25 protein-coding genes are annotated in these 22960 nt (G+C 34.1%); 14 read left to right on the top strand and 11 right to left on the bottom strand.

Translation table 11 applies throughout. From position 1 onward, the window contains the following. The first annotated feature begins 7 nt into the window (after nt 1–7). The 4 genes from AC3WTI_RS09460 (at nt 8) to AC3WTI_RS09445 (ending at nt 2986) form a co-directional block, all read left to right on the top strand. Complete coding sequence (locus AC3WTI_RS09460) at nt 8–1099, top strand: serine hydrolase (RefSeq protein WP_097841970.1); 1092 nt, start codon at nt 8–10, stop codon at nt 1097–1099. A gap of 50 nt (nt 1100–1149) precedes the next feature. Next, nucleotides 1150–1791, top strand: coding sequence for a DUF3885 domain-containing protein (locus AC3WTI_RS09455; protein ID WP_087958246.1), 642 nt, complete (start codon nt 1150–1152; stop codon nt 1789–1791). 158 nt (nt 1792–1949) lie between these two features. Then, on the top strand, nt 1950–2525 hold the full coding sequence (locus AC3WTI_RS09450) for a histidine phosphatase family protein (protein ID WP_097841971.1): 576 nt from the start codon (nt 1950–1952) through the stop codon (nt 2523–2525). 89 nt (nt 2526–2614) lie between these two features. Next, nucleotides 2615–2986, top strand: a complete 372-nt coding sequence (locus AC3WTI_RS09445; protein WP_253621535.1) for a hypothetical protein — start codon at nt 2615–2617, stop codon at nt 2984–2986. An 18-nt stretch (nt 2987–3004) separates the two neighbouring features. Here the strand turns inward: AC3WTI_RS09445 and AC3WTI_RS09440 are convergent, their stop codons facing one another. From AC3WTI_RS09440 to AC3WTI_RS09430, 3 genes are read right to left on the bottom strand one after another with little or no spacing between them, the layout of a single operon-like run. Beyond that, nucleotides 3005–3937, bottom strand: a complete 933-nt coding sequence (locus tag AC3WTI_RS09440; protein ID WP_142305928.1) for an alpha/beta fold hydrolase — start codon at nt 3935–3937, stop codon at nt 3005–3007. Continuing rightward, nucleotides 3898–4227 (bottom strand): DUF3147 family protein, encoded by a 330-nt coding sequence (locus tag AC3WTI_RS09435; RefSeq protein ID WP_087958249.1) that lies wholly within the window; start codon nt 4225–4227, stop codon nt 3898–3900. The genes AC3WTI_RS09440 and AC3WTI_RS09435 overlap by 40 nt, the downstream gene beginning before the upstream one ends. Next, nucleotides 4211–4621 carry a MarR family winged helix-turn-helix transcriptional regulator gene (locus AC3WTI_RS09430; RefSeq protein ID WP_097841973.1) on the bottom strand — a complete coding sequence of 137 codons (411 nt, stop codon included), beginning with the start codon at nt 4619–4621 and terminating at the stop codon, nt 4211–4213. Before AC3WTI_RS09430 ends, AC3WTI_RS09435 begins: the two co-directional genes overlap by 17 nt. A gap of 124 nt (nt 4622–4745) precedes the next feature. Here AC3WTI_RS09430 and AC3WTI_RS09425 point away from each other — a divergent pair, with 124 nt between their 5' ends. Then, nucleotides 4746–5573 carry a PP2C family serine/threonine-protein phosphatase gene (locus tag AC3WTI_RS09425; RefSeq protein ID WP_087958251.1) on the top strand — a complete coding sequence of 276 codons (828 nt, stop codon included), beginning with the start codon at nt 4746–4748 and terminating at the stop codon, nt 5571–5573. Between the two features lie 42 nt (nt 5574–5615). Here AC3WTI_RS09425 and asnB read toward each other — a convergent pair whose 3' ends face one another. Continuing rightward, the gene (asnB, locus tag AC3WTI_RS09420) at nt 5616–7439 is read right to left on the bottom strand and encodes an asparagine synthase (glutamine-hydrolyzing) (protein ID WP_087958252.1); all 1824 of its coding nucleotides are present in this window, start codon (nt 7437–7439) and stop codon (nt 5616–5618) included. Nucleotides 7440–7701: 262 nt separating this feature from the next. Between asnB and AC3WTI_RS09415 the strand changes: the two genes are divergently transcribed. Both AC3WTI_RS09415 and AC3WTI_RS09410 read left to right on the top strand, forming a co-directional pair. After that, complete coding sequence (locus AC3WTI_RS09415; RefSeq protein WP_253621536.1) at nt 7702–8268, top strand: sigma-70 family RNA polymerase sigma factor; 567 nt, start codon at nt 7702–7704, stop codon at nt 8266–8268. Continuing rightward, on the top strand, nt 8265–9365 hold the full coding sequence (locus tag AC3WTI_RS09410) for a DUF4179 domain-containing protein (RefSeq protein ID WP_097841975.1): 1101 nt from the start codon (nt 8265–8267) through the stop codon (nt 9363–9365). Before AC3WTI_RS09415 ends, AC3WTI_RS09410 begins: the two co-directional genes overlap by 4 nt. A gap of 39 nt (nt 9366–9404) precedes the next feature. On the opposite strand, the gene AC3WTI_RS09405 is transcribed toward AC3WTI_RS09410, so the two are convergent. Continuing rightward, a complete protein-coding gene (locus tag AC3WTI_RS09405) occupies nt 9405–10478 on the bottom strand; it encodes a WD40/YVTN/BNR-like repeat-containing protein (protein WP_097841976.1) in 1074 nt (357 codons plus the stop codon). A gap of 211 nt (nt 10479–10689) precedes the next feature. Here AC3WTI_RS09405 and AC3WTI_RS09400 point away from each other — a divergent pair, with 211 nt between their 5' ends. Beyond that, the gene (locus tag AC3WTI_RS09400) at nt 10690–11589 is read left to right on the top strand and encodes a cation diffusion facilitator family transporter (RefSeq protein WP_087958255.1); all 900 of its coding nucleotides are present in this window, start codon (nt 10690–10692) and stop codon (nt 11587–11589) included. A 193-nt stretch (nt 11590–11782) separates the two neighbouring features. Then, complete coding sequence (fbpA, locus tag AC3WTI_RS09395; RefSeq protein WP_000098301.1) at nt 11783–11953, top strand: Fur-regulated basic protein FbpA; 171 nt, start codon at nt 11783–11785, stop codon at nt 11951–11953. A 56-nt stretch (nt 11954–12009) separates the two neighbouring features. Here the strand turns inward: fbpA and AC3WTI_RS09390 are convergent, their stop codons facing one another. From AC3WTI_RS09390 to AC3WTI_RS09380, 3 genes are all read right to left on the bottom strand, one after another. Beyond that, entirely contained in the window at nt 12010–12681 is a 672-nt protein-coding gene (locus AC3WTI_RS09390) for a GntR family transcriptional regulator (RefSeq protein ID WP_087958308.1), read from the bottom strand. Between the two features lie 16 nt (nt 12682–12697). Next, nucleotides 12698–13663 carry a DMT family transporter gene (locus tag AC3WTI_RS09385; RefSeq protein WP_142286642.1) on the bottom strand — a complete coding sequence of 322 codons (966 nt, stop codon included), beginning with the start codon at nt 13661–13663 and terminating at the stop codon, nt 12698–12700. Between the two features lie 186 nt (nt 13664–13849). Continuing rightward, complete coding sequence (locus AC3WTI_RS09380; RefSeq protein ID WP_087958256.1) at nt 13850–15037, bottom strand: GTP-binding protein; 1188 nt, start codon at nt 15035–15037, stop codon at nt 13850–13852. Nucleotides 15038–15221: 184 nt separating this feature from the next. On the opposite strand from AC3WTI_RS09380, the gene AC3WTI_RS09375 reads away from it, so the two are divergent. The 4 genes from AC3WTI_RS09375 to nhaC all read left to right on the top strand — a co-directional run bounded on the left by AC3WTI_RS09375 (nt 15222) and on the right by nhaC (nt 19584). After that, nucleotides 15222–16199, top strand: a complete 978-nt coding sequence (locus AC3WTI_RS09375; protein ID WP_087958257.1) for a permease — start codon at nt 15222–15224, stop codon at nt 16197–16199. 13 nt (nt 16200–16212) lie between these two features. Continuing rightward, nucleotides 16213–17085, top strand: a complete 873-nt coding sequence (locus AC3WTI_RS09370; RefSeq protein WP_097841977.1) for a TIGR03943 family putative permease subunit — start codon at nt 16213–16215, stop codon at nt 17083–17085. 112 nt (nt 17086–17197) lie between these two features. Next, nucleotides 17198–17857: a class I SAM-dependent methyltransferase gene (locus AC3WTI_RS09365; protein ID WP_087958259.1), complete on the top strand. Its 660-nt coding sequence runs from the start codon at nt 17198–17200 to the stop codon at nt 17855–17857. Nucleotides 17858–18180: 323 nt separating this feature from the next. Further along, complete coding sequence (gene nhaC / locus AC3WTI_RS09360; RefSeq protein ID WP_048527208.1) at nt 18181–19584, top strand: Na+/H+ antiporter NhaC; 1404 nt, start codon at nt 18181–18183, stop codon at nt 19582–19584. 40 nt (nt 19585–19624) lie between these two features. On the opposite strand, the gene AC3WTI_RS09355 is transcribed toward nhaC, so the two are convergent. Together AC3WTI_RS09355 and AC3WTI_RS09350 are read right to left on the bottom strand one after the other, a co-directional pair. Further along, entirely contained in the window at nt 19625–20005 is a 381-nt protein-coding gene (locus tag AC3WTI_RS09355) for a MerR family transcriptional regulator (RefSeq protein WP_087958261.1), read from the bottom strand. Between the two features lie 16 nt (nt 20006–20021). After that, nucleotides 20022–20732 carry an SDR family NAD(P)-dependent oxidoreductase gene (locus AC3WTI_RS09350; RefSeq protein ID WP_087958262.1) on the bottom strand — a complete coding sequence of 237 codons (711 nt, stop codon included), beginning with the start codon at nt 20730–20732 and terminating at the stop codon, nt 20022–20024. 192 nt (nt 20733–20924) lie between these two features. Between AC3WTI_RS09350 and fumC the strand changes: the two genes are divergently transcribed. Next, nucleotides 20925–22313, top strand: coding sequence for a class II fumarate hydratase (fumC, locus tag AC3WTI_RS09345; RefSeq protein WP_087958263.1), 1389 nt, complete (start codon nt 20925–20927; stop codon nt 22311–22313). Nucleotides 22314–22399: 86 nt separating this feature from the next. Here fumC and AC3WTI_RS09340 read toward each other — a convergent pair whose 3' ends face one another. Further along, nucleotides 22400–22822: a PH domain-containing protein gene (locus AC3WTI_RS09340; protein ID WP_087958264.1), complete on the bottom strand. Its 423-nt coding sequence runs from the start codon at nt 22820–22822 to the stop codon at nt 22400–22402. Nucleotides 22823–22960: the final 138 nt, after the last annotated feature.

The raw sequence follows: 22960 nt of genomic DNA, 5'->3' as shown, positions 1-22960 counted from the left end.
GCATATTGTGAACATATTAAAGATTATAGGAATTGTTGCAGGAGTCATTATAGTAGCTGTTATAGCTTTCTTTGCTATTATGAAGTACTATTTGTCAAAAGAAGATCCGAATTACGTATTAAAGTACATAAAAGAACATAAAGACGATGAAACATGTTCATTATTTATTAAAAGAAATGGAGAAGTATTAACTTCTATAAATAAAAATAAAAAATTGCCATTAGCGAGTATGGCAAAAATCGTAATAGCAGTTGAATTTGCTAAGCAAGTGTCGGAAGGGAAAATAAGTCGTGATGAACAAATTTCATTGCAGGAGCTAGATAAATATTACGTTAAAAACACTGATGGTGGAGCGCACCCTGACTGGTTAGAAGATGTCAAAACGAGAGAATTAGTGAAAAATGGACAAATTACTTTAGAAGAAGTCGCTAAAGGAATGATACATTATAGTTCTAATGCAAATACAACATATTTGCTAGATAAGCTTGGAATAGAAAGGGTAAATGACAGTTTAAAAGAATTAGAACTTACTAGTCATGACAAGTTCACTTCATATACTGCTTCGCTATATATGAGAGGGTATGTAGAAAAAGAACTTCATGTGCCAGAAAATCAGTCATTAAAAACGTTACGTAACATGTCAAAAGATGAATATAATAAACATGTGTTACAAATACAGGAATGGATGAAAGACGAAGAAGAATGGAAAAAACGGGATATTCCATTAAAGGTAGATATGGAATTTCAGCGAATTTGGTCAGATCGATTAGTGGGTGCAAACGCTAAAGATTATATGAGTATAATGGAAAAAATAAATAGTAGAAAGTATTTTCCAAAACCAATGCAAGAAGAAATCGAGAACATTTTCAAAGGAACAGTTAGTAATAGTAAGTTCGAATATGCTGGTCAAAAAGGTGGTTCTACTGCATTCGTATTGACAAAAAGTTTGTATACTACAGATAAAAAAGGTAATAAGGTAGAAGTTGTTATTATGTTTAACGGTATAGAAGATCAAGTTGCATACCAAAAGCTGAGAAAAAATGTAGATTATTTTATTCGAGACATTATAATAAGTGAGGAATTCAAAAATAAATTATAATAGAATAATTTTATTATGTAAACAAGATGCTATTAAAGGTAGGTGTTGAGATGAGGTTGAATGAGTATATGCTTGAAACGTTTCCAAATTTAGAACTTAGACCACCTCTATTTTATAATGGGGATATTGGTATTCGCTTTAGATTAGGTGTGAACTATGATTGCAATAACATTTATGAAAACTGCCCATATTTAGAAGGCGTTTATAATAGAGCGATTACTTTATTTCAGTCTTTACATGCAACAGAAGATGATATTTATATCGTAGTGGATGTAAATGACTATGCAGACGGTGAAACTTTCAAACACAAATTGAATATCTTTTCTAAGTATGTAAAAGAGAAGTCCGATTTGTTTAAGTTACAGAAAAATACAATTCCTTATATTTTTCCAGAAGACGATGAAGACGGGGTATATAAAACGCATAGATATACTTTGAAATGTAAAGTTTCAGACTTGAAATACATTCCTATGCTAAAAGCAATTTGTAATCAAGATATGGGAATAAAACCGCGTATTTTTCATAGGGTGTATTTCATAAATATTAACAAGAATACTATATTTCACGTTTATGATGATAGAGGTTGCGATGTATTAGCTACGTCTCCTAATACAATTAGAGATATTTATCATACATATAGTGATTGGATATTAGAATACGACAGAAATAAAATTGATAAAGTATTTAATTGAATGTAGTCTATTTTAAATGAGGGAAACACCATATGGGGTGTTTCCCTTTTATTAATATGAAAATCAACATTTAAATTTGAAAGCACTTATTATAAAGGTAAAGGGATTTGATGGTAATGTATTGAATTTGGATAGAAACAGAAAAGGGGGATGAATAAATGACCACAATATATTTCGTTCGCCATGCCCATTCTACATATACAAAAGAAGAACGGGAACGGCCTTTATCTGAAATAGGGCACTTAGATGCAAAGAATGTAACACGCTTATTAAAAGATAAACATATAGATGTTGTAATCTCTAGCCCGTACAAAAGGGCAATTCAAACTGTACAAGGAATTGCGAATACATATAATATATCGGTACAAATAGAAGAAGATTTACGTGAAAGATTATTAAGTACAGAGCCGGTACAGGATTTTAATGGTGCTATGGAGAAAGTGTGGGGAGATTGGAATTATGCATACGAAGGCGGAGAATCAAATGATGTAGCACAAAGGCGCGCTGTAATATGTATGCAAAGTATATTAAGAAAATATAAAGGTAAGAATATTGTAATAGGTACGCATGGAAATATTATGGTATTACTAATGAATTATTTTGATTCGAAATATGATTTTCAGTTCTGGAAAACCCTTTATATGCCTGATGTGTATAAATTAACTTTTGATAATAATCGTTTCAGTTTAGCTGAAAGAATACCGTTTACAGATTATCAGATAAATAATTTGTAAAAGTTTATCAAAAAAAGAGGAAAGAGAGAAGTTATTGTAGAAGTATGACTTTGTAACATAAAAATTATATGTTAAAGGAGGCTGTTTACATGTTTGAGAAAGAGAAAGAAGGGCTTATTGAAGTTCACAACGTATATGAAATTGTACCAGCAGATGGAACAATTATTGGTATGGCAACGGAAGAAGAAATGGAAATTGCTGCTGAACTAGAGCTGCAGTACTATGCCCATTCTCGTTTGTTAGAAGCAAATATTCAGTTAGACGGTTCCTCCTATAAAGAGTTACTTCAGGAGTTCCAGGAGTACGAAAGAAAATCAATGAGTTTTTGGCGAGCAATACATAAGCGTTTAGCTGTGCCATGGGCATGGGTATTACGTATTGATGTTGCGAACGGTCCTATTTATGTAAGTAATGGGAATGCGTATTACGAAGAAATCGATGATGAAGAAGATTATGAATAGATAAGTAAGGAAGCAGCTTTAGTTGCTTCCTTTTTTTATTGATAGAGATTGAATTGCTTCAATAATAATATCAGGTCGATCATTTTCGATTCCGTGACCAGCATGTTCGGCAAGTATATATTGGCTAAGTACGGAGAGTTGTAATTGGTCATGAATCAGTTCTTGCCACATTGATTCAAGTTGTGTTGCTTCCTCTTTTGGCATGCCGCTTTCAATCAACTGGGTAATAGAAAATTGAGGGTCTCTACCGATAACGATTAAAGGTGTTTCTAATGTTTTATATAGCTCTTTTATTGAGCGAGCACAATTTTTCCACTCACATAGTTCGGAAGCTGTCGCTTTATATAATAGAGGAGAGGTAGAAAATTTAATGTACTGTCTTGATTGGTTAGCGAGTATAGGTTTTAGTTCATTATAAAGCATGTGTACATCCATTCTTGAATATGTATTATATTTTTGAAGCCATATATCATCAGAATCTGTTTGATCAGAAATTGGTAAATAAAGTTCATCTAGTCGGTGTAAGTTCATAGAAGTAGAATCAACTAAAATAAGTGCTCGCAGCATATCTTCATGTAACATCGCAAAATGTTGTGCGCATAGGCCTCCGTAGGAATGACCGATTAGAATGATTGGGTCGTGAATATCTAGTTTTTGTAGTAACATATGAAGTTCTTTTGTTACTTGTTTTGTAGTACGTAAATGATTTCCTAGTTCGCTTTTTCCGTAACCTGGGCGATGGTATGAAACGACTGTAAAGTGCTGTGAAAGCTTTTTTATAATAGGAAGCCAATCATAAAATGAGCAAGTCATTCCGGTTTGAATGACTACAGTTTGTTTACCACTTCCTTTTATATATACTTCTATATTTTGCCCCATTATTTCTACAAATTTATGAATGTTAATTCCTCCTAAGCTTGAAATAATTTTTGACAAACAAAAACGATACACCAAACACCTATACCGAGTAGGACAGATGTACTAAGTGTAAATGAATTTTTCAAACCAATATAGACGATAAATAATAGTAGTGCGGATGCAGGGAATCCATATAATACCCCTAAAGCAAATTGACTTAATTCTTGTTTGTTACCACCTTCGAAAGAAATCCAAAATAGGCTTAGTAAACTAATGAGTGGAAGGGCAGCAATAAAGCCGCCTATCGTACTATAATATTTGGCGACTTCAGTGATAACGCCGATAATAAGTGCGGAAACAATTACTTTAACGAGGAAATGCATATTTTGCCTCCTTCGCTAATAACGAAAGGGCTTTTTCGATTAATTGTTGTTCTTCTTTTGATAACTGAGATTCTAATATTTTTATCTTTTCTTTATCTAGTAAAATATGCTTTTCTAATACTTCAATGCCTTCTTTCGTTAATGTAAGGTTCACAACTCTTTCATCTTGTTTGTTTCTTTCTTTCATGATAAATCCTTTTTGAATAAGGCGCTTTACGTGTTCAGACGCTGTGTTATGGGATAGACTAAGCTCAGTAGCCACTTTTCCAATTGTTATATCTTTCTCACGAGAAATGAGTTGTAGAATACGAATGGCTTGGTGAGAAAGGTTGTCCTCATACTCATATCGTAAATGATAATAAATGCTCTCCCAATGCTGATTGATGTCTTTCATAATGATAAATCCCCCTGTTTTTATATCGTATAGTAAGATATATTCGTGAGGGTAGAAGTAAAATCCTTTTATTTGGATAAAAAATGTTGAAAAAGTTTATTTTTATTGAAATATAAGGTAATCTATGTGTAAAGGTATACATTTAGCAAGAGAGAGGATGATAGCTGTGAATACATTCAAATGGATGAGTCATGAACAGATGTATGTAGATGAAATACATGTTGAAAAATGTGGTCCTCTTTCAGTCGGCGTATATGGGGGAAATCAAGAAAGTGATGCATATGAACGAGGAGATGCGGTGCTTGCTTGGTGGGATCCTGAATTACAATTTGAATTTGTTATGATTTTTGATACACACCACAAAACAAAAAATATAAATTATATAATAGAAGCAATTTCAGAAAGAAAAGAGAAATTAAAAGAGTTATTTTCCTACCCGATACATTTAGCTTTTCATCATACACATATGTACTTATTAGCGTTATTTACAGATGAGTTGTTTATTGAAAAATGTGATCAAGATGATGAGGAACTTGCATGCTTAATTTGTTTACGAAAAGGCGAATTTTTATATTGGCTATCAGTTGGTGATTGTTTCGCATATTTATTCCATTCTGAGAAAACGAAGAATAGTAAAGGGCGATTAAATAAACGGAAAAATTACGAATATATTGGTAGAAAAAATATTTTCGCAGCAAATACACCTTGCTTTACGTCAGGTGTAAGAGGATTAGAAAAAGGAATGAATCACATTGTAATGGCAACGGACGGTATTTTAGAGTGTGATAAACGAAGGTTTGATGATGATCAATCTTTAGTAGAAATATTGCACGACGGAAATAGCTTACAGATTGAGCCAGTATTAACAAATGTACTACAGTGGAAAGGTAGAGATTGTGCCACTATTATTGGATGGTCCATTGATACTGAAAATAAAAGATGCGCTAATTAACATAAAAGGAGTTCAAGGTTTTTATCCTTGAACTCCTTTTTGTTAAGCAATATGGATTTGATATGTTTTCAACCATTCATTTACTTGAAGCATGTATTCCATAGCACTTCTTGCTTCAAAATTGTTAATGTCTTTATTACTTTGATCGGCAATGGCAAGTAATATGGAATGATTAATAAGTGAGAAAATAGGATTGTTTTTATTGCTGCACATGTCGAGTGATAAATGACGGATTGTTTGCAGATAATGTGGGTCTTGTGAAGTTGGATAAGCGCTTTTTCTTCTATTACGTACATCGTCGGGTAAAGCAGGTTGTAGTGCTCTACGTAAAATGCCTTTTTCAATATTATCAATGCTTTTTATGTTGAAAGGAACGTTCCATAAATATTCAACTAATCGATAATCGCAAAATGGTACGCGAACTTCAAATCCTACAGCCATACTCATACGGTCTTTCCGGTCAAGTAAGAACGGAAGAAATCTCGTTAAAAATAAATAAAACATTTGACGTTGCTTCGCGGATTTTTTACTTTCACCTTCAAGAGTAGGTACTTCAAGTATCGCTTCTTGGAATCGTGTATCAATATAGTTTTCTAAGTTACATTCGTTATTTACTTCATTTAGTAGAAGAGGAGATGTATTTTTCCAATTTGTGAGCCACGGAAACTTATCTACATACAGTAATTCTTCTTGGTGAAACCAAGGATATCCCCCGAATACTTCATCAGCAGATTCTCCAGATAAAGCTACAGTTGCATCTTTTTTCATTTCGCAAAATAGTAAATATAGTGAAGTTTCCATTTCACCAGCACTCGGTAAATCTTTTGCACGGAGGGGAACGAATAAGTGATTTGCTAATTCTTCAGCATTCAAAATAATGTCATGATGAGATGTCCCTACATGTTCGGAAACGCGTTTAACCCAAGGAGCGTCTAAACCAGTGCGAGCAAATGTCAGCTCGAAATCTTTTGCGCTATTTACAAAGTCAACGGAATACGTATGAAGTGTTTTATTTTCAGCAGCAAATTCTTTCCCCGCTAGTGCAGTAATACCGCTAGAATCTAATCCCCCTGATAACATACAGACGAGAGGAACATCGGCAATTAATTGTCTTTTTACTGTATCTTGTAAAATAGATAAAATATGTGATGATGTATCTTCAGTACTGTCTGTATGAACTTTACTTTCTAAATTCCAATACTTTTGAACTACTTTTTTATCACGTGTAAATGTTATAGAATGTCCGGCACGTACTTCTTGAATATGTTTAAAGACGCCACATCCTGGAGTTCGAAATAAGCCTAATCCAAATATTTCATTTATACCATCCGCATCAATTTCAGCGGGGACAGATGGATGCGCTAATAATGCTTTAATTTCAGATCCGAAAATAATACTGTCATTTCTTTCTGTATAAAAGAGTGGCTTTACGCCTAAATGATCACGTGCTAAAAACAGTTGTTGCTTCTGATCATCCCATAAAGCGAAAGCGAAAATTCCGTTTAAATGTTGCACGCAATCTTCTTTCCATTCTAAATAAGCATGTAGTAATACTTCTGTATCTGAATGCGTTTCAAATGCATGACCACATATCCTAAGTTGTTCTCTAAGCTCACGGAAATTATAAATTTCTCCATTATAAGTAAGAGCATACGTATAATCACCAGCACGAAATGTCTTCGGCTGCGTCCCGCCTTCTGGATCAATAACAATTAAACGTCGGTGTGCAAAGGCAGCACGAGGTGAAAACCAAAATCCTTCAGCATCAGGACCACGATGTTGAATACGATTTGCCATCTTTTCCAAAATAACATGTTCATTTGAAAGATCTTTCTTCCAATCTACCCAACCTGTAATTCCACACATACACATCTCATCTCCTAATTTAAAATAGTAGATTAACGAAATAAAATATACACTAAGTTAAAGAATGACTATATAAATAGTGTACTACATGAATTAAATTGCAGACTTGAGAAAATTTTCTTTGAATGCGTAGTTATGTGAGACAATGGCTTAGGGAAAGTATTCCATAACATACAAAAAATAAAAAAGATGAGAGAAAATTTTTTGTAAGACGTTATATAGGGTGTAAAAGCTTTTACAAAAAAATAAGGGGACTCGCTACATGAAATCAAATGAGAAAAATTTTATAAAAAGATTACAACGGCAAAAAGAAGATGCGCTAGAGTTCGTTGTCGATACATACTTACCACTTATAAAAGGGATCACACACAAAGTTCTTCTTCCTGTTCAAAATGATGGATTAATAGAGGAATGTGTAAATGATATATTTCTTTCCATTTGGAATAACGCAAATAAATTTCATGGGGAGCCAAGTGACTTTAAAAAATGGATTGCGGCGATTGCGAAATTTAAAGCGATTGATTATTACCGAAAAGCAACTAGAAAAGTAGAAATTATTTCAGATGAGTTTCATATTAGTACGGAAAAGTCAGCTGAAGATGAATTAATCGTTATGGAAGATAGGGAAGAATTATTAAAGCTTATTAATCAATTAGAACCGCTAGATCAAAAAGTGTTCATTATGAAATATCTTCTCGGCATGAAAACAGAAGAAATAGGAGACAAGTTAGGATTAACTCGGGCAGCGATCGATAATCGTGTGTACCGTGGGAAAAAGAAACTACAACAAAATGCTACGAATATTAGTTTTGGAGGTAGAGCCATATGAAAGACATTTATGAATTATTAAATGATATTGATATAGATGAAAAAGAACTTGAGGAAATTGAGGCTTCTGAAATTGAAAAAGAAAAAGTGAAGCGCAATGTAAAACAATCGATACGTACGAAGAAAAAGATGGGAAATTGGAAAAAAGGTGTTGCTGCTGCATCTATTTTAGTAGGATTATCAGTTGCAACGCTTGGTATCGGATTTCCTACATATGCCGGGGGATTGCCAATTGTAGGTGATATATTCCGATTTTTAGATAATGGTAGAACAGGTCTGTATGAAAATTATAAAGAGTTTTCGACTGAATTGAATATGACGAGGGAGAGTAATGGGGTTAAGATTACAATTAATGATGTAATTTCTGATGGCAGAACAGTATCTATAACGTATTCACTGGAAAGTGAGCAGGACTTAGGGGATGATCCTATCATATTAGGCGGATTGGATATAATGGACGCTCATGGTAGTTCAGGAAGTGGAAAAATGACTAAAGTTACTGAAAAAAAGTATGTAGGTATGGTAACAACGACGCACCATGATAGTAATAAAAAGGATAAAGTAAACTTTAGATGGAATATAGAGGGAATAGAGATGCCAGATAGGAAAAAATCAATACAAGGTAATTGGAATTTCGCGTTAATTGTAAAATCAGTAGATAGTAAAGAGAGAACAATTGGTGGGAGTTCGGAAAAAGAAGGTATAAAAGTAAATATGGAAAAAGTCGCAATATCGCCAGTTTCATTTATTCTTTATTACAATCAAGAAGTTTCTAAGAATGCGAGGAAAGAATGGGATAGTGTAGATGTTGAATTGACGGTTAAGGATGATTTAGGGAATAATTATTCGGGTGAAGGAAATGGAGGAAGTGGCAACGATCCTTACAATATTCGATGGAGTTCCACATTCCAAAAACTAAACGAAAATGCAACAAAGCTTATCGTGACACCTCGCGTACACTTGCGAGTTCATACACCTGAAAATCATGGTGGAGTGGAGTATGTGAATGGAAAAGAGAAGAAAATTGAAGTTCCGAAAAAAGAAGCGAAGAGTAAAGATATTGTTCTAGATGATATCGTAATTGATTTAAAGAAATAGAAGAGCGACTGCCTAAAACCATTAGGCAGTCGCTTTTCGTTAAGAACTAGTTACGAGTAAAGCATGCGGATGTTGCGTTTTATACTCATCTTTCCAAGGAATATTTAGTTGATCCCACGATTCGCCGCTATCATTGGATTGAAACAAGCCATTGTTATTTAAAGTGTAAAATGTATGTGGTTCTGCTGGGTTTGTCGCAAACATCGAAATGACTGTACCGATTGCAGATGGTAGACCTTGCTGTACTTGCTCGAAAGGAGTATCTTTCGTTTTACGATAAATATAAGATTCATAAGGAATACGGTGATGAGCGAGGTCAGCACTTGGTGCGGCAGAAATGAGAATTGTATCGCAATCAGCCGGATCAATAGCCATGCTGTATAAATAATGGTGTTCAAGCCCTTCGCTGCATGATATCCAGCTATTTCCACTGTTATAGCTTTCAAGGTATGCACGATCAGGTCCGCCCATAAATCCGTCACCACATGATGCATAAAGGCGATTTGGAGCGTCAGGGTGCATAAGCAATTGATGAGCATCGATAGGAGCACCGAATTTTTTATCCATCCATGTATGCCCTTTATCATTACTTTGAATAACAGCACCAGCTTCGATTGAAACGTGGATTGTATTAGGATTGTTTGGATCAACTGTAATCCAGCGCACGTGATGAGTAAAAGGTCTAGGCGGGAAAGCCCACGTATAAGAAGATAATAATGATTTCATATTTTTTAGTTCCGTCCACGTTTCACCGCCATTTTCCGAACGGAATAAAGCGCTCGGTTCTGTGCCGACATAAACGACGCCATATCCGTTAACTTGTTCATTTGAGCTTATCGTTATAGAAGTAATAGAAGAATGTAAAATACCATCTTCTTTAGGGAAATCAAAGTAACGATATGAATCTCCAATCGGTCTCCACGAATCACCACCATCGTCGCTTAACCATAAACCTCGTCCAAATGTTCCGCAATATACGCGATTCTTTTGGAATGGATCAACTGCGATACAAGTAGGCTGCATATTTTGTAAGTGATATGAGATTTCATAGTTACCGTATCGTTCTTTTACAACAATAAGTTCACGTTCCATACAGAGAAATAGTCGTTTCAATTCCATAACCTCCTTCAAATTTCTTTCATTAATAAACAATATGAAGCTGAAAAAGAAGTAGTCTTATTTTTTGTTGAGAAAAAGGACTTGCTTGAAAAAAAGCGAAGTGTATAGATAGAGGAAGCGGACGTTTATGAGCGTTAATTCGGGATAAAGTAGGGGAATTTGTTTCATACTAACATACAGATATTGCACTTAAAGGAGTATTCGTATGGGACATTCACATGATCACGGTCATTCTAACAATAAAAAGGCGTTGCTAATTGCTTTCGTATTAACGACAAGTTTTATGATTGCTGAAGTAATTGGGGGATTCGTAACAAATAGTTTAGCACTCCTATCTGACGCGGGGCATATGTTAAGTGATGCGGTATCGTTAGCGTTAAGTTTACTTGCGTTTAAGCTTGGAGAAAAAACAGCAACAGCTGCGAAAACATACGGGTATAAGAGAGTCGAAATGTTAGCAGCATTATGCAACGGCGTCGTTCTTATAGTCATTTCAGTATACATTTTTATTGAAGCAATTCGCCGTTTTACAGAACCGGTTGAGATTGCTAGTAATGGGATGCTCATTATTGCTGTACTTGGTCTGCTTATTAATATTTTATCAGCTTGGATATTAATGAGAGGCGGAGATGTGAAAGGTAATTTGAATTTAAGAAGTGCTTTCTTACACGTATTAGGTGATCTATTAGGATCAGTCGGAGCAATTATTGCAGCGCTATGTATTAAATTTTTCGGATGGACTGCTGCAGATGCGATTGCTAGTATTCTTGTGTCTATTTTAGTCATTATTAGTGGATGGCGTGTAACACGTGATACGGTCCATATATTAATGGAAGGTGCACCGCAGCACATAAATGTTGAAGAGGTAAAAAGTACATTATTAAATATTACGGTTGTAAAAGAAGTTCATGATTTGCATATATGGTCTGTCACATCTGATTTTCAAGTATCAACTTGCCATTTGATTATTAAAGGAAATGGAACGCAAAGTGTACTAAAAGAGGCTACGGACGTATTAAAAGAGAAGTTTCATGTAGAACATGTCACCATTCAAGTAGAGATAGATGGTGAATTTAATCATAGTGAGACAACTTGCAAAGTATGAAAGAAAAAGGATAAGAAAATGTGTCATAACATTTTTCGCACGGCATACATATATATAATGTGGCCACAAATACTTTGCAAGGTAAATATTTCATGAAATTACTTTACTTATAAAGAGTCATCTTTTATAATCAAAAGTGGTAATTGATAGAGATTATCATTTTCAATGATCGTAGAAAGGAGTTTTTTAAAAGATGAGTAGTCAACTCCGTTTTGCTGTTGAAAATCGTAAGAGGCATTTAATCGATGAGTTAATTGGAGCAGGTGTGTTTAAAATTCGCGATCGACAATTATACGAGCTGTCTTTAGAGGAATTGGAAAAAGAGTACGAAGATATGGAAGATTATGCAGATATTCAGGCATAGCTATATAGATTAGTAAAAGGTGAGCTGGTTACGATTTTCTGTAACCAGCTCTATTCTTATTTCATAGAAATTATTTTCTGTATTTCTTTCATTGGACGGAGCCAGTTTTGAGACATCATTTGTTCCAGTTGTTTTTCGTCCTGCTTATGAAGTGCTTGAATGATAGTGTTATGTTCTTCAATAGATTGTCTTGCTGGAACAAAATTTTGGAAAAACAAATATTCAAGGCGTAAAACGTGAAGTTGCATATTGTCTAGAAAGGGTTCAATATATTGGTTTTTAGCAATAGAAGAAATTGTATTGTGAAATTGTATATCTAGTTGTAAAGCTTGTTTTGCGTTTTTCTTCTCTATAGAGCGCTGAAAATCATCATTTATTTCAGAAAGTAGTTTCAGATCAGCGGCTGTAATGTTTTGAAGTGCTTGCTTTCCTATAATAGAGTGCAGACCAGCCATCGTTTCATAAATGATAGGGATGTCGTCTAACTTAATAGGAGCAATTTTTGTTTTTTGCCCAGGTACCATTTCCACCAATCCAGAAAGCTCTAATATTTGTAGTGCTTCTCTTACAGGTGTTCTGCTTACTCCTAGTGCTTCAGCCAATTCCCCATCATTAACTTTTTCATTAGGCTTCAGTACACCTTCAATAATCCAATCTTGTAGTTGATTTAAAACGAGTGATTTCGCCGAAACTCTTCCTTGTTTTTTATAATTTTGAGGGATAGGCATAGTGAATTCAATCCTTTCATTGTATATTTTCCTTTTTCTCATGAACAAGCTTTAATTTTGGTTTCCCTTCATCCGGTTTTTGGCTTAAGATGAGCACCATTACAATGACACAAAAAGCCCCTAATAACTGAAAAGATTGAAACGGTACATGTAATATAAGTACGGAAGAAATAATAGCTGCAAGTGGTTCAGTACAACCGAATAATGTCGTTTCTTTCGGTGTCAAGTATCGTATGCTGTCTAAGTATAAATAAAATGCAATAAGTGTCCCGAAAATGACGACAAATGTGATGAGCGGTAGGGTACTTAGTTTTACATACTTCATAGTTGATAATAAAATGAATTCTTTCGTAGAAATAAAGTGTACAATCGTTACACCAATACCTCCAATAATCATGCCCCATCCAACGATAACAGAGGAAGACCATCTTTCTAGTAATCCCTTTGAATATAAACTATAAAAAGCAAGAGATAATCCAGATAAAATACCCCAAATAATAGCTGGTGTAGAAACAGCTAAGTTATGAACCGACCCGTTTGTTAGTAAGAGAAAAGTGCCTACTAATGAAAGGGCAATTGAAATGAAATCAATTTTTGATGGACGAACGTTCCATTTGAAAAGTAAGTATACAGTAATAAATATAGGTGCTAAATATTGCAATAATGTTGCGACGGCGGCATTTCCTTCATTAATAGAAGCAAAGTACGTGTACTGTACAGCAAGCATACCGAATAGGCCAAACAATATCATTTTAGTAGCATCAGATCTTTGTTTCCATATGCCGAATATTTCTTTTTTGTTCGTTCCAAATGATGAAATAAAGAGTAAGATAACACCCGATATAAGCAATCGAATTGTAACTAACCATTCAGTAGAAACTTGCTCATATTGAAAAAGTTGTTGTGCAGCTGTTCCGGACAAACCCCATAAACAAGCACCAATTACAACCATAATGATTCCTTTTAAACGATTTGGATCCATAATGTATATAGTCTCCTTCCAAAAAAATATATTGGATACAATATGCAATATATCACGTAGTGTATAAAAAATAAACTGAAATTTCTTTCTTAATGTAAAGTTGTTATTTAAATTAAAGAAAGTTTGTTAATTAAGAGAACGATAAAATAAAAAGGCTTCTGTTGACGGAAGCCTTTTTATTTTAGATTATGAAGTGTAAGTAAAAGCCGGAATAGGGTCAACAAATGTATTCCAGTTTTGTTCCATTTCCTTTTCTGTTAATAGACAATCATCTAATGATTGTTCAATCACAGAACGATTCATATCAATACCGATAAATACGAGCTCAGTTATTCGATCTCCATATCGCTCGTCCCAGTTTTTCAATACTTCGGGTTCTTCTGAAATAATTTGATTTCTTTCAGTGTCAGGTAATGCCGCTATCCATTCACCGGCTCCTTGAATTGTAATAGAGGAACCCGCTTGAGATAGAAGCCCTATCATATTATTGCGAGATGCGAGCCAGAAAAAGCCTTTCGCTCTTACAACATCTACAGGCCATTTTTTTAGCCAATTCATAAGGCGCTCAGGATGGAAAGGGGATTTACGACGGTACACAAAGGAATTGATACTATATTCTTCAGTTTCGGGTGTATGATGTTCACTATTTAGTTCTCGCATCCAGCCCGCCGATTGACTGGCTTCCTCATAATTGAATAAATTTGTATTTAAAATTTCTTGCAATGGTACGTTGCTAAATGAAGCTTCAATAATTTTTGCACCGGGATTTAATTTTTGTAATAAATGATGAAGTTCTATCCTATCTTCTTTTACTATTAAATCAATTTTATTGAGAATAATGACATTCGCAAATTCAATTTGGTCAATTAGTAAATCAATAACTTCTCGAGTATCATTTTCATCGATAGCCTGTTTACGGTCTAATAAACTTTCACCATCTGCAAAGTCATCCCAAAATTTATTTGCATCTACAACTGTAACCATCGTATCGAGGCGACAATTTTTCGTTAAATCGATATGAAGTACTTCGTCAGTATAAGTAAATGTTTGGGCAACTGGAATCGGCTCACTTATACCTGAAGATTCAATAACTATATAGTCAATATCATCGTTTTCAACAAGCCGACTCACTTCTATCATTAAATCTTCTCGTAGTGTACAGCAGATACAACCATTTTGAATTTCTACTAATTTCTCTTCCGTACGTGAAAACCCACCTTTTTTTATAAGCGACGCATCAATGTTTAGTTCACTCATATCATTAACGATAACAGCCACTTTTAAGTTGCTCTTATTAGCCAAAATATGATGTAGTAGAGTGGTTTTTCCAGCTCCTAGAAAACCACTTAATACAGTGATAGGTACTTTTTTCATAAAATGATCACTCCTTTAAATCGTAATGATTACGTTTTATATTAAATGATAAAAAAGAAAAAATCAATAATAAATCATAATGATTACGATTTAAGAATAGAATAAACTATCAAATTTGTGCTGTAGTAGTGTAGGGAATTTGGACAAGTATACGGTCTAATATGAATAAAGTGAGGGGATCATATTGGTTTTTAATAGAGCTTCAAAAGAATTAATAGGAATAGCCCTTATTGCTATTTTTCTTTTTTTATTATTTTTCGTAGATTTTACAAGTTTAGCAAATTTGCATAAAAGTATGCCAAAAGAATGGTTGAATGTGAATACGGTGTTCTTAAGTATTATATTTGAAGCAATACCTTTTATTTTATTAGGGGTAATTGTTTCTTCTCTCATTCAAGTGTTTGTGACGGAAGATATGATTCAAAAAGTAATGCCGAAATCACAGATTGTTGCAATGATTCCAGCGGTATTTGTCGGAATCATTTTTCCGATGTGTGAATGTGTCATTATTCCAATCGTAAGAAGACTTATTCAAAAAGGACTCCCTCTTCATGTAGGAATTGTAATTTTATTGAGTGCACCTATTATGAATCCGATTGTTCTTTTATCTACTGTATATGCATTTCAAAAAAATGATGTAGTTGTATATGCACGCTTTGGGATAACAATTTGTGTGGCGTTATTAGTAGGGCTAATTGTGTATTATTTCTATCGCGGGAAAAATATTTTAAAAGATATAGAGGATTCGGCTCAAAAAAAAGAAAAAAAAGGCTGGGGGAATGTTGTGAATCACACTGTAGATGAGTTTTTTGATACGGGTAAATATTTGTTGATTGGTGCTTTTTTTGCGAGTGTATCTCAAACATTTTTTGATCGAAATGTACTTGATACAGTGGCGCATAATGAAGTGATTTCCCCAATAATTATGATGGGATTGGGTTATGTTTTATCAATTTGCTCAGCAGCCGATGCATTTATAGCGGCATCTTTTGGACATGTTTTCTCTGTAAAAGCACTTCTCGCATTTCTTGTATTTGGACCTATGCTTGATATGAAAAATACGTTAATGCTATTTGCGTATTTTCAAAAGAAATTTGTATTCTTTTTGATTGGAATTATTATTTTATCGGTGTACACAATCGTGCAAATTACAACGTTATAGGAGGTGAGAAACAGTGGAGAAAAAGGAACAGAAGGCCTATCATCGCTATATTCGTGGCATTATTTTAATTGGTTTAGCAATGCTCTTATTTAAACTACTTGTAACAGGTAATATTTATAATTTTATCGCTCCAAAAATGATTAAATTTACGTATATCGCTTTTGTAGTAATTTTACTTCTTGGTTCGTTACAAGTTTGGAGAGATGGGAGAGAAAAACAGGATGATTGTAATTGTTGTAAGCATCGTACAGCATTAAAATCAGGGATGAAAAGTTTCTTTGTATATGTTTTATTTGTTGTTCCAATTATTAGTGCTTTTCTATTTGGTGGTGTAACAATTGACGGAAGTTTAGCCGGAAAAAGGGGTATGAATCAAAGTGTACAGGCGAGAAGTATAGAAAAGAACGAAAAAGAGGAAATACAGGTAAATCCTGATTGGCAAAAACAAGATGAAACCTCGAATTTAAAAGTGACAGATCAAGTGGAAGAGCAATTAGAAAAAAGTATGTTAGGACAACGAAAAATACAAGTAGAGGATAAGGATTATGTTCAAACAATGAGTATAATTGGCCAAGATGTAAAGGGGTTTAAAGGGAAAGAAATTACATTCTCAGGGTTTATATATGATGATAAGGATGTGACGGGTGATAAAGCGGTAGTGGCGCGATACGGCATAACTTGTTGTATTGCAGATGCATCAGTCTGGGGGATGATTGTTGCAGGGGAAAACGTAAAAAAGCTACCACCGGAAACGTGGGTGAAAATAGCAGGTTTGCTGGATGAAACGACATATAAAGGAACACTATTTCCACTTGTAAAAGTAAGTAAAGTAGAGAAAATCAATACGCCTACAGACCCATATGTATACGATGCTTTATCACAATGAGAAAGAGTTAGTTCTTCATTTTTTTGTGAAATAAAATCATAATTACAATGATAAAAAAATAAAGATAAGAGTAATTTGGTTTGTTAAAAATATGTGTAGAAGGAGAAATGTGATGAGCTGGGTTACTCATAAACCAACATTTGAATTTGATCAATATAGTCCATATATTCGTATGAACTCTGCGTGGGTGGGACATTTAAACTTCGCTTATGATTTAGTACGATTTGAAAAGCCAGAAATATTAGTTGAGTTAGGTACACATTTAGGAGCTTCTTTTTTCAGTTTTTGCCAAGGGGTAAAAGATGGAGGATTATCTACAAAATGCTTTGCTGTAGATACTTGGGCAGGAGATGAGCATACAGGTCCATACGGAGAAGGTGTTTTTCAAATAGTGAGTAAATTCGTGAACACGAGTTATCCTCAAATAGGGAATTTAATTCGGTCTACTTTTGACGAGGCCGTTGATCAGTTTCAAGATGGAACGATAAATTTGTTGCATATTGATGGTTATCATACGTATGAAGCAGTTTCTCATGATTATAAAACGTGGTTACCGAAACTTGCGAATAACGGTATCGTGTTATTTCATGATATTGAGGTGAAAAATCGAAACTTCGGCGTGTATAAATTTTGGGATGAGGTCAAGGCGAAGTACCCTCATTTTCAGTTTGAACATTCATATGGACTCGGAGTATTATTTCCGAAAGGTTGTAGTGATCAGTTTGTGGAAATACTTAAAAATAAAGAAGAAATACAAAATATGTATAAATAAAAGTGGAGCATGCATCATTTTAATGATGTGTGCTTTTTTTATAAAAAAAAGTAAGTGTTTAAAAGGTGAGGATAATAGTAAAAAGTTTTGTTATGGCAAATATAAAAAAAGTTATTCTTGGATGGTTCTATATAAAAATGTAACATTTTTTATATTTTCCATTGCGAAAAGTAACATCTACTTTTACAATAGAAAAGGTGTTATATTATACTGGAAAAATAAATCGAAATAATATGAAAATTTTGTTTTGTCTTCGCTAATTGTATATCACATACATGTAAGACGACACACGTCATGTTATCGACTTGTAAGGAGAGAAAAAAATGAAAAGTGTAAGATTACCATCGATGCTAGAAATCATAGTTCTTTTATTACTATTTCTTGCTGTTGTCTTTTCCTTCCAAACGATTTTTGATCTCCCAATTCAATTAGCGCTATTTATTTCATGGTTTTTAGTAATTGCGCTTGGATTAAGATTAGGATTTCGTTATCAAGAATTGCAAGATGCAATTACGAAAGGGATTTCTAACGGATTAGAAGCAATACTGATTTTAGTTGCAGTAGGTGCTTTAATTGGAACTTGGATTGCTGGTGGCGTAGTACCAACATTAATCTATTATGGATTAGAGTTTATTCACCCTAGCATATTCCTACTGGCAACATTAATTATTTGTTCGATCACTTCTATCGCGACAGGGACATCATGGGGAACAGTAGGAACAGCAGGTATTGCTATGATGGCAATTGGTGAAGGACTTGGTTTACCACTTCCGCTTGTTGCTGGTGCAGTTCTTTCAGGAGCTTATTTCGGTGACAAATTATCACCACTTTCTGATAGTACAGTTCTCGCAGCTTCTATGGCAAAAGTAGATGTTATTGCTCACGTTCGAGCTATGCTCGTATTAGATGTTCCGGCTTATATTATTACTAGCATTATGTTTACAGTAGCGGGTTGGATGTATGGCGGCGATAATGTAGATTTAAATCGGGTAGAGTTTTTAAAAGAAGCTTTATTAAAGCAATTTGATATTAAAATTTGGATGCTTGTTCCGGCGGTCATTGTTATTGCCCTATTAGCGATGAAGAAACCGTCTATGCCAACAATTGCAATGGGAGCTTTAATTGGTGCAATTTGGGCAACTCTTTTCCAAGGAATGAACTTTGGAGAGGCGATTGGAACAGCGTATAATGGATTCTCAATTCAATCTGGTGTTGAATTTGTGGACAAGTTATTAAACCGTGGTGGAATTAACGGTATGCTTGGATCAGTAGCCGTTATTATTTTCGGTTTAGGATTTGGTGGATTACTTGAAAAACTAGGTGTTTTAAAAGTAATCGTATCAAAATTTGAGAAGAAATTAAATTCTGCAGGTAATGTAACATTGTCTACATTAATCGTGGCATTCTTAGCGAATATATTTGGTTGTGCGATGTACGTATCACTAATTTTAACACCGAAAATTATGGAAGATAGCTATGATAAATTAAAAATCGACCGACGTGTATTAGCACGTAACTCAGAAGTAGGTGGTACGTTAACTTCAGGTATGGTTCCGTGGTCTGACAATGGTATTTTTATGGCTGGTATTTTAGGTGTAGCAACGTTCTCATACGTTCCATTTATGTGGTTAAGCTTCGTATCGTTAATTTTAGCAGTTATTTACGGATATACAGGCAAATTCATTTGGTATGTAGATGATGCCGATAAAGGAAAGCAAGCATCATAAAATAAAAAATCACCTTCTACATTATGTAGAAGGTGATTTTTTATTTTGTAATAGGAGTTGAAGAAGTTATTTCGTCCTCATATTTAGCGATTTTTTGTTGTATCTTTTTTAAGTTTTTTTCAGTGTCTTGAATGATTTGTAAGACATTGGTCTCTTGTTGTTTCATTAATTCCAACCGCCGAAGGATTGTAGATTCTCCCTCCATTGACCAGTCGATAAATTGTTTTATTTTTTGAATGGGCATACCGGTGTTTTTTAAGCATAAAATCATTTCTAAATATTTCAGTGCTTCTTCGTCAAAAACTCGATCACCTTTTTCATTTCTTTGAAGAAAAGGGAACAATCCTTGTTTATCGTAATAACGTATTTGAGAAATAGTTAAGTGTTGCATTTTAGCGACTTGACCGATCGTATAATACATAGAATTCATCCTTTTACTACCAAGTTATAATGCCATCTTTATTTAGTATTTTACCATTATAGTTTGTTTCACTTAATGCATATTTAATAATAATTTTAGCACTTTCATTAGTCGTATGGCCACCTGGGGAATTACCATTAAGGTCAGTAGTTGTAAAACCTGGAGTTACTCCGAAAATTTCTGGACCATTAGTATTAAATTCTTTACTAAAAGCTAATGTTAAAGCATTAATAGCTGTTTTGGAAGAATTGTACCCTAACGCATTAATTGGATGTGTTTCACCATTAGCAAACATTGTTAAGGAAGCCATGTCAGTTGTTATATTGATGATTTTACTGTTGCTGGATTTCTTTAATAATGGTAAAAAGGCTTGCACCATTTGGAATGTTCCAAAAAAGTTAACTTCAAATCCTTGACGTAAAGTTTCAATATTTAATTCACTAGGTAGCGTATGGAAGTCTAGTGCTATGCCTGCGTTATTAATTAATAAATCTAAGTGGTCAGTCGTTTCATGGATTTTCTTGATTGCTTCTTGAATGGATTGTGAACTTGAAATATCTATTTGAATATAGGAAACGTTTGATACATGTAAAGATTCTACAGCTTGTTGTCCAAGTCGTTTATTACGAGCGCCTAAAAATACGTGATAATCTTTTTCTGCTAATTGACGAACAAGTTCATATCCAATTCCTTTATTTGCACCTGTTATGAAAGCATATTTTTTCATATTGAATTCCTCCAGTAGTGTTATAGTAGGTTACAAAGGAAAGGATACAGCCTAAACTTAAGTTTAGGTCAAGAGGAATTTTTTAAAAATAAATATAGAATATTTACATATATGAGTGAGAATTCTTATCATTTAAGGGGAAGTCTGTTATTATAAAAGATGTAGGTATTTTATTTTCAAGGGGATGAAAAAATGGAGTACAGAATTGAAAGAGATACAATAGGAGAAATAAAAGTTCCAGCTGATAAATTATGGGCAGCACAAACGCAACGTAGTAAAGAAAACTTTCCGATTGGAACAGAGCAAATGCCGCTTGAAATTGTCAAAGCATTTGCCATTTTGAAAAAGAGTGCAGCACTTAGTAATCAAAAATTAGGAAAGCTATCAGAAGAAAAAGCAGAAGCAATTGTGGCAGCAGCTGACGAAGTAATTGCAGGGAAATGGAATGAACATTTTCCGCTTGTCGTATGGCAAACGGGTAGTGGTACGCAGTCAAATATGAATGTGAATGAAGTAATTGCAAATCGTGGGAATCAAATTTTGAACGAGAAAGGATCTGACGTACATATTCATCCGAATGATGATGTGAACATGTCTCAAAGTTCAAATGATACTTTCCCAACTGCGCTTCATGTAGCATGTGTAATTGCAGTAGAAAATCACGTATTACCAGCAATTACGAAATTAAAAGAAACGTTAGCAGAAAAAGTAACTGCATTTGAACATATTATAAAAATTGGTCGTACACATTTACAAGATGCGACACCGTTAACATTAGGACAAGAAATTAGTGGATGGCACCGTATGCTTGAAAAAACAGAGCGTATGATTGCAGAGAGCAATACATATATGAAAGAGCTTGCAATTGGTGGTACTGCAGTTGGAACAGGCATTAATGCTCATCCTAAATTTGGTGAGATGGTGTCAGAGGAAATAAGCCAATTTACAGGTAAGCAATTTATTTCTGCACCAAATAAGTTCCATGCATTAACGAGCCATGATGAAGTTGTATATACGCATGGAGCGTTAAAAGCATTAGCAGCTGATTTAATGAAAATCGCTAACGATGTGCGCTGGCTAGCAAGTGGTCCACGTAGTGGGCTAGGAGAAATTATTATTCCAGCAAATGAGCCAGGAAGCTCTATTATGCCAGGTAAAGTAAATCCAACGCAAAGTGAAGCGTTAACGATGGTTGTAGCACAAGTAATGGGAAATGACGCAACAATCGGATTTGCAGCGAGTCAAGGCAATTTTGAGTTAAATGTATTTAAACCTGTTATTGCATATAACTTCTTACAATCTGCTCACTTATTAGCAGATGCAATTGTTTCATTTAATGATAATTGTGCAGTTGGTATTGAAGCAGATGAAGAAGTAATTAAAGAGAATGTGAATCGTTCCTTAATGCTTGTTACAGCATTAAACCCGCATATCGGATATGAAAATGCAGCGAAAATTGCGAAGCATGCTCATAAAGAAGGGTTAACGCTAAAAGAAGCAGCACTGCAATCTGGACTACTAACAGAAGAACAATTTGATGAAATTGTCGATCCGAAAAAAATGATTGCTCCGAAAGAGTAATAAAAAAGCCGAGATTCTGTGTTTAGAATCTTGGCTTTTTTAATATTTATCTCTTCTATTTGTATTACTGTAAGTGCCAAAATATATTATTTGTTAGCAGACATATTCAATACTTTCATATGCGGACAGTTTTCTTTTAAGACTGAAATGAACTTTTCTTCTTCTTGGGGTATAAAAACAGTTACGGAGTCAAATAAATTGTAATGGATTTCTAATTGCTGTCTAGTCCATTTCATTGAATGAAGTTTTTTACCAGAGTATTTAACGTGACGAATGTCTTCAAATGGAATTTCGGTATGAAATATGAAACCGTGTTTTACAATAAGAGATGAAGCAGTTATATGGTAGTGAGAAAAATAGAAGGAAGAAAGATTTATGACATTTAGCAGCATCATGAGAGTGAAAAAAATAGAATTTTCATTTTGGAAGAATAGCGAAATGAAAAAAATTATGATAAATAATGAAATAAAAATGACGTGAAATGGATTTTTTTTCGCTTTAAATTTCAAGTTAGTCACCCCGGTATACGTGTTCTTTAACTAAATTAAATCATAACATCGTGATAAAACGTGTAAATATGCAGAATTGCATATTCCTTCAGCTTATTATTCATGTAAAATTTCTTGATGGGATAAATTCAAAAGAAG

It is taken from the genome of Bacillus sp. EB106-02-03-XG38 (assembly GCF_058792175.1).
Note: the sequence above shows the minus strand (reverse complement) of the source record. Positions and strands in the feature narration are given on the sequence as shown.

Coding starts and splice junctions, on each gene's coding strand:
- AC3WTI_RS09410 (WP_097841975.1), top strand. CDS start 8,265: ATGAAAGACATTTATGAATTATTAAATGATATTGATATAGATGAAAAA.
- asnB (WP_087958252.1), bottom strand. CDS start 7,439: ATGTGTGGAATTACAGGTTGGGTAGATTGGAAGAAAGATCTTTCAAAT.
- AC3WTI_RS09445 (WP_253621535.1), top strand. CDS start 2,615: ATGTTTGAGAAAGAGAAAGAAGGGCTTATTGAAGTTCACAACGTATAT.
- AC3WTI_RS09390 (WP_087958308.1), bottom strand. CDS start 12,681: ATGCCTATCCCTCAAAATTATAAAAAACAAGGAAGAGTTTCGGCGAAA.
- AC3WTI_RS09415 (WP_253621536.1), top strand. CDS start 7,702: ATGAAATCAAATGAGAAAAATTTTATAAAAAGATTACAACGGCAAAAA.
- AC3WTI_RS09430 (WP_097841973.1), bottom strand. CDS start 4,621: ATGAAAGACATCAATCAGCATTGGGAGAGCATTTATTATCATTTACGA.
- nhaC (WP_048527208.1), top strand. CDS start 18,181: ATGAAAAGTGTAAGATTACCATCGATGCTAGAAATCATAGTTCTTTTA.
- AC3WTI_RS09450 (WP_097841971.1), top strand. CDS start 1,950: ATGACCACAATATATTTCGTTCGCCATGCCCATTCTACATATACAAAA.
- AC3WTI_RS09385 (WP_142286642.1), bottom strand. CDS start 13,663: ATGGATCCAAATCGTTTAAAAGGAATCATTATGGTTGTAATTGGTGCT.
- fbpA (WP_000098301.1), top strand. CDS start 11,783: ATGAGTAGTCAACTCCGTTTTGCTGTTGAAAATCGTAAGAGGCATTTA.
- AC3WTI_RS09380 (WP_087958256.1), bottom strand. CDS start 15,037: ATGAAAAAAGTACCTATCACTGTATTAAGTGGTTTTCTAGGAGCTGGA.
- AC3WTI_RS09400 (WP_087958255.1), top strand. CDS start 10,690: ATGGGACATTCACATGATCACGGTCATTCTAACAATAAAAAGGCGTTG.
- AC3WTI_RS09365 (WP_087958259.1), top strand. CDS start 17,198: ATGAGCTGGGTTACTCATAAACCAACATTTGAATTTGATCAATATAGT.
- AC3WTI_RS09455 (WP_087958246.1), top strand. CDS start 1,150: ATGAGGTTGAATGAGTATATGCTTGAAACGTTTCCAAATTTAGAACTT.
- AC3WTI_RS09425 (WP_087958251.1), top strand. CDS start 4,746: ATGTGTAAAGGTATACATTTAGCAAGAGAGAGGATGATAGCTGTGAAT.
- AC3WTI_RS09350 (WP_087958262.1), bottom strand. CDS start 20,732: ATGAAAAAATATGCTTTCATAACAGGTGCAAATAAAGGAATTGGATAT.
- AC3WTI_RS09355 (WP_087958261.1), bottom strand. CDS start 20,005: ATGTATTATACGATCGGTCAAGTCGCTAAAATGCAACACTTAACTATT.
- fumC (WP_087958263.1), top strand. CDS start 20,925: ATGGAGTACAGAATTGAAAGAGATACAATAGGAGAAATAAAAGTTCCA.
- AC3WTI_RS09435 (WP_087958249.1), bottom strand. CDS start 4,227: ATGCATTTCCTCGTTAAAGTAATTGTTTCCGCACTTATTATCGGCGTT.